The 10,252-nt window shown below is 46.3% G+C and carries 8 protein-coding genes; 1 reads left to right on the forward strand and 7 read right to left on the reverse strand.

The features are described 5' to 3' along the window. Together V6C93_RS09315 and V6C93_RS09320 are read right to left on the reverse strand one after the other, a co-directional pair. On the reverse strand, nucleotides 1-2,421 hold a 2,421-nt coding region (locus V6C93_RS09315; protein WP_333476378.1), incomplete at its 3' end, for an FG-GAP-like repeat-containing protein. Nucleotides 2,422-2,805: 384 nt separating this feature from the next. Further along, on the reverse strand, nucleotides 2,806-3,066 hold the full coding sequence (locus tag V6C93_RS09320; protein ID WP_333476379.1) for a MoaD/ThiS family protein: 261 nt from the start codon (nucleotides 3,064-3,066) through the stop codon (nucleotides 2,806-2,808). Nucleotides 3,067-3,169: 103 nt separating this feature from the next. Here V6C93_RS09320 and V6C93_RS09325 point away from each other — a divergent pair, with 103 nt between their 5' ends. Then, a complete protein-coding gene (locus tag V6C93_RS09325) occupies nucleotides 3,170-4,582 on the forward strand; it encodes a cytochrome P450 (protein WP_333476380.1) in 1,413 nt (470 codons plus the stop codon). A 138-nt stretch (nucleotides 4,583-4,720) separates the two neighbouring features. On the opposite strand, the gene V6C93_RS09330 is transcribed toward V6C93_RS09325, so the two are convergent. From V6C93_RS09330 to V6C93_RS09350, 5 genes are all read right to left on the reverse strand, one after another. Further along, nucleotides 4,721-5,983, reverse strand: a complete 1,263-nt coding sequence (locus V6C93_RS09330; RefSeq protein WP_333476381.1) for a flotillin family protein — start codon at nucleotides 5,981-5,983, stop codon at nucleotides 4,721-4,723. A 265-nt stretch (nucleotides 5,984-6,248) separates the two neighbouring features. After that, entirely contained in the window at nucleotides 6,249-7,655 is a 1,407-nt protein-coding gene (locus V6C93_RS09335; RefSeq protein WP_333476382.1) for a flotillin family protein, read from the reverse strand. A 162-nt stretch (nucleotides 7,656-7,817) separates the two neighbouring features. Beyond that, entirely contained in the window at nucleotides 7,818-8,165 is a 348-nt protein-coding gene (locus tag V6C93_RS09340) for a LapA family protein (RefSeq protein WP_333476383.1), read from the reverse strand. A 139-nt stretch (nucleotides 8,166-8,304) separates the two neighbouring features. Then, nucleotides 8,305-9,762 (reverse strand): TIGR04222 domain-containing membrane protein, encoded by a 1,458-nt coding sequence (locus V6C93_RS09345; RefSeq protein WP_333476384.1) that lies wholly within the window; start codon nucleotides 9,760-9,762, stop codon nucleotides 8,305-8,307. Nucleotides 9,763-9,873: 111 nt separating this feature from the next. Further along, a partial coding sequence (locus V6C93_RS09350) for a dicarboxylate/amino acid:cation symporter (RefSeq protein WP_333476385.1) occupies nucleotides 9,874-10,252 on the reverse strand: 379 nt, incomplete at its 5' end.

Consider the following 10,252-nt stretch of genomic DNA (forward strand, 5'->3'; position numbering starts at 1 on the left):
CCACAGAATATCGGTCTGACCGTCATTGTTGAAGTCACCCGTGCCACCAATGCTCCAGTTGAGGTCATCTACCGGGGTAAGGACAACGCCTTGAGCAATATTCGTGCCATTCATCAACCAGGCGATATTTTGCCCCGTTGCCCCGTTGCGCCACAAAATATCGGTCTGACCGTCATTGTTGAAGTCACCCGTGCCGCCGATGCTCCAGTTGAGGTCATCTACCGGGGTAAGGGCAACGCCTTGAGCAATATTCGTGCCATTCATCAACCAGGCGATATTTTGCCCCGTTGCCTCGTTGTGCCATAAAATATCGGTCTGACCATCACTGTTGAAATCAGACCCAAGCGTTTCGCCAGCAATCACAGAAGCTTCAAATTCAACAACTGTGTAGTTTGTTCCTACTAAAATTTCTGTCGGTTTATCAGAATCAATGTTGGAAACAATTAAACTGTTATAATCCCCTGCCGATGACCCAAGAGTTTGACTTTGCCAAAGTACAGTTGATTTTTTAATACTGTATATTCCTGCTGTAGCAGCACTAGTAAATGTCAGCTCAGCCGTTCCATCTTGGTCAATGTCCTGTGCCTGTAATCCCACAATTGCAGACGAACTTACCTTAACATTGAATTTTTGTTGCAAAGTTTGACCATCAATTGCAACAATGTTTCCCTGATTGGTTCCTACAAGAATTTCTTTTTTGCCATCATTATCTATGTCATAAAGATCTAAACTTGTGTACCCCCCTGTAGAAGTCTGCTTTTGTTGATGAGAAATACCATCAATCACATAGAGGTTGTCTTTTAACGCTACCATTTCTGGAGCAGCATCGTTATCAACATTTCCTACTTGAACAAAATTAATATCTGACCAATAATCCCCCACATTAATGCTTTTCCATTCAACTGCACCGGTTGAACCATTGATGGCATAGACATACACTCCAGGGGCTCCAGTATGTTCTCTACCGCCTCCGGCAATTATCTCTGTTTGACCATCATTATCAACATCTGCGATGTCAACTGAATAAATTGGAGCGCCAGAATCATAAAAATAGGACTTTTCAATTGCCTTGCTTTGACCATTGATTACATAGATCGCTCCATCATACAACTTATCAGTTGCTACTACGATTTCTTGAACCCCGTCATTATCAACATCACCAATTTTTAAATCGTGGATACCTGTCCAGGCATATCCCCCAAACATATTACTCGGACTTTGCCATTCTAAGGCATGTGTTTCAGCATCATAGATGAAGATAGTACCATCGCTATAGCCGCTATCGCTTTTAAAAGATGCAAATACAATTTCTTGGTTGCCATCATTATCAATATCACCGACATCAATTGCATGAAATGGGCCATCAGTATGTTGGCTTTTCCATTCTTGCGTTAACGATGGGATTCCAGCAACATAAAGATGATCTGCTCCAGTAGAACTTGCACCAGATCCCCAAATAACTTCCAGATCACCGTCTCCATCTGTATCAAAGACTGCTATATCTGTAACTCCGTGATCCGGGTTATTAATCTGCCATTTTTGAGTTAAGGTAACAGGATCATAAGCATGGATTTTACCCCATTGACCATCACCATAAATTACCTCTTCAATACCATCATTATCCACATCAGTGACTAAAAGAGCATCAATATCGAGGTCTGTTTTTATTTGCCATTTGGGAGATTGAACATCTGCATCAAATGCCGTAATGTAATACCAAGGGGATGCCCCAATGATTTCTTGCATATTATCAGAATCAATATCTGATAACTCAATTGAAGAGCCAAAAGCACCCCCGGCATACTTCCATTCTTCTGTGGTGGTAGTACCATTCACTTCTAATACTACGCCATTTGCAAAAACGAGTTCGTTAGCTGCATCTGCATCTACATTCCCGACTTCAAGGTCACTTCCGCCATAGGAAATTTGCTGTTTGAGAGCCAGAGTAGTGCTATCATAAATGTAAGTTTTTTGATTGTCACAAACGATAATTTCTTTGATGGAATCATTATCAGCATCCGCCCAGAGAATCTGATTAATAGAAGTAGCGGGAGTATCGATATAACCCACTTCTTGTTGTGTGGCTCCATCGTATATATGTATCTCGCCATTGGCTAAACCAATAAAGATACTATAAATACCATCATTGTTAGTGTCAAAAGCAGCAATTTTAGAGATTCCTTGTGCCTGGAAATCACTTGTCCATTGCCGCTCATATTTTTGTGATGTTGGAGAATACTCAAGGATATACCAAAAATTGCTTGAGCCAAACGTAGAAGTCGAACCTCCGGCGATAATTTCAGTTAATCCATCATTGTCAATATCTGCCGTAATAATTCCAGTTGCTCCTATGCCGCTGCCATAAACTCCTACTTGCCAATCTTTTTCGACTAACAACGGGGATTGCTCATTAAAGACCATGACTTTTCTCTCCATGTAATTTATTTAAGAGGTAGCAGCTGATTGTGGACAAGTTATACAGGAAATCCGGACGACGAGTATAAAGCTGTCGCCTCAAGGCTGGGGCAGCTTAATCAGATACTTAGTAGCAAGAATCCTAGTCTTGCCATTTTCCTGCCCTGAATAAGTTGCTATTAACTACTCCGGAAAGATTCAATTTTTACGCAAAAGCTGCAATATTTTTACAAAAGTTAGCACTTTAAGGCGCTACGGCGAGCAAGCACACGTAAGCCTAGGATTCATGTCATACAGACAACCAACAAAAAATAACAAAGTTGGCGGACGGCGCTCCTTCCCTGCAATTTGAGTCGGGGGAGGAACGCCGACTTTCTGTGAGTAACCGACTCAGCCACCACTAACCGGTGGAATCAGTACCACTTCATCGCCATCTTGGAGAATAGCGTCTGGCTCAACGAACTGGAGATTGAGCCCAAAGCGGGTGAGGTTGCGCCATTGCTCAAGTTCTGGGTGTTCGGTAATGAGGGTATCTAATACAGCAGATACGGATGTTTGTGGGGGGAATTTCAGCGCTAGTTCTGGAACACCGTAGGCTTCTTGGTAGGCAGCGAATAGTTTGACAGTGACAGTAACAGTAGATTCAGACATATAACATTGATAAGGGAGAAATTGCCCCACATTAGCGGGATACACTTAGGGTACGTCTCGATTCGAGTTGAAATCCACAACAAACAGACACAACTAAATTGTCATGGTGCAACAAACTAGTGAGGTACTTGTACTAGAGGATGGACAAGCGCCGCCTCCAGGGACTACGACTCCACCCCGAAAGCCCAATTGGTATGACACATTTAGTTACATCGCGAATCCCGATCGCTTCTGCCGCCAAAATCTAGAACAGTATGGCCCCATCTTCAATACGGGGGTTTTTGGGGGAACGACCATCTTTTTGGGCGAGGCGAAGGCGATTCAAATGGCGTTTAATGGCGACTTGAAATATACAGAGATTGCCTTGCCAAGCACCACGATGGATATGTTCGGCGAGTATAGTCTGTTTCAGCGCCCTGATTTGCATCGCCAGCGCAAAAGTGCGCTGAGTCCTGGCCTAACGGGTCGTGCACTGGATGGATACCTGCCTTATATTAATGATGCGATCGCACAAGGCATCGAGCGCTGGCCTACCCCTAGTCGGATGGCACTATACCCAGCCGTAGAGCCAATCTGCTTTGACGTACTTGTCCCCTTGCTGCTGGGAGTTCGCTTGGATGACGCAAAGCCAGAAACGTTTGAGGGATTGCCTGTATCCTCCAAAGGCGAACTGAAGGCGTTGTATAAAACATTCTTTGACGGATTCTATGGCTTGTCCAAGTGGAAGTCTTCCTTCACAGCTTACGGTAGGGGACTGAAGGCACGCGCTGCACTGATCGATTTTATGCGTGCAGTTGTAAAAAAGCGGCGGACAGAGGGTAAGGCGATTGACCCCTCGGCGGATTTCCTCTCGATGATGCTAGCCAGTCAGCAGGAAAACCCAGATGGAGTATTTAGCGATGTACTGATTGAGAATCAGTGCTTGCTACAGTTGTGGGGGTCACACTACGAGATTTCAGGACTCGTGTCTTCGCTAATGTACCAATTCGGACGCTACCCGCAGGTAGTGCAGAAGTTACGAGAAGAACAGGCAAGGGTGCTGGGAGGACAGAACAATGTCAGTACGTTCTCATCCGCTGATTTGAAGCAGATGGAATTTCTGGAGGTGGCAATCAAGGAGACATTGCGAACACTACCTCCCAGTTCCACCGCCAACCGCCGACTCACCAAATCTGTAGTACTGGATGGCGTACTGTACGAGAAAGGTTGTGTCCTCATTGCAGAGCCACGCCTTGCCCACATCAGGCCAGAGCACTTTCATGAACCGGAGGTATTTGCTCCGGAGCGCTTTCTACCAGAACGCGGTGAAGGCAAAATGTATGAGTTCATTCCGTTTGGCGGCGGCGTCCATGCGTGCCTGGGGGCACAAATGGCGATGTTGGTGACTAAGGTGTTCGCCTCTCATGTACTGCGTCGCTTTGACTGGATGCTGACAGGTGAGGCTAAGTTTGTGCAGTTTCCCCTTAAGAGGATGGCTGATAATTACCAACTTGATATCAAACTGCGGGCTACTTAACCTGAATGTCACTGAAATAACGAGGCGGTTCGCCCCCCAACCCCCAATCCTGGGGGAGCCAGAGTTCAAAGTCCCCCAAAATTTGGGGATTTAGGGGGCAAATTCCGCATGAGATCGCTTAAGTTAGTGCCATTCTACTTAACCTTGATGCTGAGTCGTATCGCTGATTACTTTACCCTGCGGTAAATTACCCACCACTTTAGCCACATCAACACCTGTTGCCTGACGCAGTTGCTCTAAAAAAGACGCCATCTTTGTCACGTTGCTACCATTTTGAGCATCAATCACCGTCAAGTTTTGTACCTCTACCTCCGGCACGCCAGCCGCCATCGTTTTTAACAGGGGTTCCAGCTTCTGCAAGAGGAAGATTTCTCGTGCAGAGCTACCCGCCGTCTTCCAAGATTCCGCCAAGCGTTTTGTCCCGGCGGCTTGCGCCTTGCCGTCTTCCACGATACGAGCGGCATCTCCTCTGGCTTTGGCGATCGCTCTTTTACATTCTGCCTCTGCGGGTGCCACTACATCCGCCTGTAGCTGATTTTCCACCTGCTTAATACGCTCAGTTTGCACCGCCACTTCCGCCTGAACCCGTGCCACCTCGGAACCCACGACAGATTCTACTTCAGCCACTACTGCCGCTCGCTTCGTCAGAGCATCTCTCACTCGACGTTCCGCCTCCGCCTTCGCCACTTGCAAATCCCGCTCAATGCGTCTAAGTGAGGTTACTCGTTCATTTTCCGAGGCTTGGATAATGGATTGTGCTCTAGCTTTCGCTTCCGCGATTCGTGCATCTCGCAACAGTTCTGCTTGCTGTTTGCGTCCAATCGAATCCAGATAGCGAACTTCATCCGAGATATTCTTGATTTGCAAATTGTCGAGTACCAACCCCAGCTTTTCTAAGTCATCTTCTGCTTCTTCTAGCAAGATTTTGGCAAAAGCAATTTTGTCTTCGTTCACCTGTTCAGGTGTCAGGCTAGCTAAGACGCCTCGCAGATTTCCCTCTAGGGTTTCTTTTGCCAATTGTTCGATATCTTTACGACTTTTACCAAGAAGCCGCTCGATCGCATTATGAATTGTCGGTTCTTCACCCGCAATTTTGATATTGGCTACCCCTTCTACTGTTAGAGGAATCCCACCTTTTGAGTAGGCATTGGATACCCGCAGTTCGATAATCATGTTCGTTAAATCCATGCGGAAAGCACGCTCTAACAAAGGGACTTGAATGCTACTGCCTCCTTTGACTAAGCGGTATCCGACTTCCTTTCCATCGGCAATTTGGGTGCGATTTCCGGCAAAGATTAGAACTTCACTGGGTTGGCAAATATAGTAAAGATTACGAATAACCCAAAACCCCGCTCCTGTCCCAATTCCAAAGATTCCGAGTAGTAAGGCAATAATTTCCATGAGTTTTTCCTTAGTCTTGATTCAGTGGGTTGGATTGACGCTTCGCAGCCTTTCAGTAAGGTAATTTTTTAACGCAGAGAGACGCTGAGTTTTACGCAGAGGGACGCAAAGGTTTTTATAGCTGTCCTAAAGGATTCCTGAGAATCTCCCTTTCTCTCCTCTGTGCCCTCTGTGTCTCTGTGGTTTATCAAAAAAGCCAATCTCATAAATGATTTAGGATTGCTATCTTACCATCCGCTTAGTTCGTAGAATTAGAACACAAGGGCTACAGTTTATTTAGGCTCTGTTTTTCCGTTAATAAGGGTTGAACTCGATGATTATGGCTAAGAGTGCCGATTACATCAATCCCTAAGGTTTTATCAACATTATCTAGGAACTGTAAAACAATATCTGGATAAACGTTGACTATACTGGCTAACGATTTACCATCACCGTTATCAATGACATTCACTTTATCCAGTTGAATTCGCTTGGGAATTTGTACGACTTCTTTGAGTACCATTTCGATTTGCTGAATCAAGAACAGTTCGGAAGCATCCGCTCCTGTTTCTTGCCAGACTTGGGAGAGGATATCATTAACTAAGGCTGCCGCTTTGGCGTTTTCTTCGAGTACTGCTGCTTGCCCTCTAGCGCGAAGTTCTTTGGCTTGTCGCTGGGCTTCTGCGGGGAGGACTTCATCGGCTTCTAGGCGTAGGCGTTCTAACTCGGCTCTGAGTGCTTGTAGTACCTGTTCAGCTTTGGCTCTCTTTTCTTTGGCAGCGGCTGTGGTGATTTCTTCTTCTGAGCGAGATTTTTGTTCGAGTTTTGCCTTAATTTTGCGGAGTTCGTTCTCTTTTTCTAAGATGATAATCCGATTCTGAGTTTTGGCAACTTCGGCATGTTCTTCGCATTCAGCCTCTATTTGTTCAGCTTCAGCGATCGCATTCGATTCTGCAATTTCCGCATCTCGGATAATTAGGGCGATTTGCTTACGTCCCAAGGATTTGAGATAGTCTACATCATCGGAAACACTTTGAATTTTTAGGGTGTCTAGTTGTAATCCTAATTTAGTTAAGTCGCGGCTAACATCTGAGGCGATTCGTTCGGCAAAACTCAGGCGATCTTCGTTGAGTTCTTCAGGGGTGAGGGTAGCGACAACACCCCGCAGATAACCTTCCAGGGTTTCTCGTGAAACACGGGTGAGTTCCGAGCGATCGCGATCCAGAAATCGCTCGATCGCATTGCCAACAACTGCCGGATCGGTGGAGATTTTCACATTGGCGATCGCTTGAATATTCAGAGGTGTTCCCCCCTTGGCATAGGCATTCTTTACCTCTACCCGTACAGGCATGGTTGTTACATCCATACGCTTAATGGTTTCCACGATAGGAATACGAATAGCCCGCCCTCCAGTAAGTACTCGATAACCGATTTCTTGCCCATCTTTAGTACGGCGTTTTCGACCCGAAAGAATCAGGACTTCGTTAGGTTTGCAAATGCACAAAAAGGACTTGAGGAACCAGACGAATACAATGAGGCCAAAGATGGAAAGGGCGATGGGAAGGCTGCCCCAAAGTAGCCCCTCAAGGCCAGTCCTCTGGTTACTATCTGGGTTGTTGACTGGAACTTGTGCGACTTTTACAACGGCAACATCTTGCTCAAAGAAGGATTTAAATGGGGGTTGAATGCTCATAGTTAGATTAGGTGGTTATAGAGAAGGAACTAGGATTGTCTTGTCAGTTGATTGATAACGAACCACGGAGGCGCAGAGAACGCGGAGTAGAGAATGGAAGAGAGAGTTTTTGATTTTGGCAGACAGATGCTAGGACAGTTGGAGTTTGCTTGTTGAGTTTTGTCAATAGTCTGATGAATGGGTAAATGCCTCTTCGGAGACAACCCATACCTTATTTCGTTTCATACCGACAATAAATACGCGATCGCCTCGGCTAAATTCTCCAGATTCATCTGTAAAGGCCGTGAAATCAACTAAAGAGCCTTTCACATTGACGCGCACTTTTCCTGGCGTATTGGAATTAAATGGGATTTCAACGGTACCTGAACGACCAACCACATTATTGCTACGAACTAAACTATCTACCACTTGGCGTCGTCGTTGGATATAAATCAACCACACCACCAGAACACCCAAAACGATACCAATACCAATGGAAACGCAGGCGATCATTACAATTGGATTATTCATCGCCACCTCCATCAATGGCGTAAGCCTGACTTGCCTGACTCATAGAGGTTCTGTGTGATATATATGTTTTTACTACATTAGCGTCGGTCTAAATTCCCAGAATTGGGTGTAGGGCAATTGAGAGAAGGTTGCGGATGAATTAGCCACCGCAGCCACCACAGCCGCCACAGCCACCACAACCTCCACCACCGCAGCCACTATCACCTCCAACCCAGCCACTATCGCCGCTACTACTGGTACCTGTATCTGTACTTGGAGACGGTACTAACAAGCGCTTTAAGTCAGCCAATGAATGGTCTACCAAAACGGTGCTACCGAATAAAGCGAACGCTAATCCGATTTGCTCGAATTCAGACTCGCTGGGTTGTTGCAGATTCTGGTGTTTGGCTTGCAGGTTAGTCAGTGTGCGATCGCCATAACGACTGCGGTAGGGTTTCTCTAGCACAACGAAGCCCACTATTGCCGTAATGATGCACAAAATAATCAGGAAACCCACAGGCTTATGTCGAGACATTCCCACCCCAATCTTGGCCATCCCTAGTAGCAATACAGCCATGATAGGTAGTGCAGACATGAACTCAATGGCGTTAGCTTGATTGGTGTTCACTAACAAACCCAGGTTTTGCAGCCGCTCTCTGATTAAGCGACTCGCGGATATAGCACTTTGCCGAATTTGGGAGGGTTTACCGCTTTTCTCCACCGCTTGTGCGATCGCACATTCCAGGGAATGGCTGTCACTGGGCAGTGCAGTACCCAATTGCAACGTGTTTGTCTGTGTTTGCAAATGTCCTTGCTGGACAAGACTAACGATAGCCGCATCAACAGCCCGCGAGCTGTTACCAGCCAAATAAGCTATCTCATAGGTATCCAGCGAACTCGATGCATCAGACCCAAGAAGAAGATATGGCAGACACCAACGCAGAATCCACGCCAAGATAATGGCAGCACTTGCCACTAATAAGTAAAAGTTGAGAAAGTCTGACCCCTTGAAATCAAGCGGATTGCCGATCGCAGCCAATCCTAACGGCATACAACCTGTAATAGTTAGGGCTAACACTAACAACACGACTGCAATTGGCGATCGCTCTCGATACAGTTTAGATAACTCTATTTGAGGTTTCGGTAAGACCCAGTTTTGCTGAGTATTAACTCGTCGGAAATGAATGTCGCGACCAAAACGAAGGTCGGGAGAAGGCCAGATGTCGGCGGGTGGTGCTTGCCCAAAAAAGCCTTCATAGCTTATCAGCGTCTTAGTATACCAATCATTGAATTTATGATGTTCCCTGCGACCTCCGCGAGTCGGCCCATGATGGAGTAGGGTTTGCAAGACATTCGGGCAAAACTCGCCCCAATACGAATGGGTATAAATCAGATGCAGATGCCAGACTTGATCGACCTGATCGGATGGCGTCACTGGATGTCCCGCAACCACAGCTAAAAACGCGAACTTCTTGTATTCGTCGATGACACGCTGGGTGTACTCAGCACTCCAGCCGTTATCTCTAGCCAGTCGCTTGCTGAAGGAAAGGTCAGAATCAGGGTCATCTAGGGAAAACCCTTGAATGCGTTTGTAAAGTTCAGCTTGCTGGTCGTTCATCTGTATCTCTGGTTTGGAACATCAAAACAATCAACAGTTGGGGATGCTTGTCCTACTCAGTGGTATATAGCTCTGGATCTGTGGCACTTATGCAAGAAAGTTCAATATAAATCAGTCACTGATTTTTGGTTCCAAATCATCCCCCTGTTCAACAACGCTCAACTCAGGGTTAGGTCGGCGCTTCTTGCCATCGAGTAAGGAACTGACTGTCATGTCTCCCATCACGTTGATGACTGTACGGCAGCGATCGAGGAACCAGTCCACGGTTACCAGTAAGGCAATATACTGAGTGGGTAAACCCACGGCAGTAAAAACCAGTGTCATCGTGACCAACCCAGCTTCGGGAATCCCCGCCGCACCCACAGACGCAACGATAGAGGTAAGGACAACCACAAGCTGCTGGGGTAAGGAAAGGGGAATATTCAGCACTTGGGCGATAAACAGAGCAGACATCGCCTCGTAGAGAGCCGTACCATCATTGTTGAAATTG

The sequence above is a fragment of the Allocoleopsis sp. genome (genome assembly GCF_036703385.1).
Lineage (GTDB): Bacteria > Cyanobacteriota > Cyanobacteriia > Cyanobacteriales > Coleofasciculaceae > Allocoleopsis.

What these genes read in the sequence shown, in the direction of transcription:
- V6C93_RS09320 (WP_333476379.1), bottom strand. Translation starts at nt 3,066, where the DNA reads ATGTCTGAATCTACTGTTACTGTCACTGTCAAACTATTCGCTGCCTAC.
- V6C93_RS09325 (WP_333476380.1), top strand. Translation starts at nt 3,170, where the DNA reads ATGGTGCAACAAACTAGTGAGGTACTTGTACTAGAGGATGGACAAGCG.
- V6C93_RS09330 (WP_333476381.1), bottom strand. Translation starts at nt 5,983, where the DNA reads ATGGAAATTATTGCCTTACTACTCGGAATCTTTGGAATTGGGACAGGA.
- V6C93_RS09335 (WP_333476382.1), bottom strand. Translation starts at nt 7,655, where the DNA reads ATGAGCATTCAACCCCCATTTAAATCCTTCTTTGAGCAAGATGTTGCC.
- V6C93_RS09340 (WP_333476383.1), bottom strand. Translation starts at nt 8,165, where the DNA reads ATGAATAATCCAATTGTAATGATCGCCTGCGTTTCCATTGGTATTGGT.
- V6C93_RS09345 (WP_333476384.1), bottom strand. Translation starts at nt 9,762, where the DNA reads ATGAACGACCAGCAAGCTGAACTTTACAAACGCATTCAAGGGTTTTCC.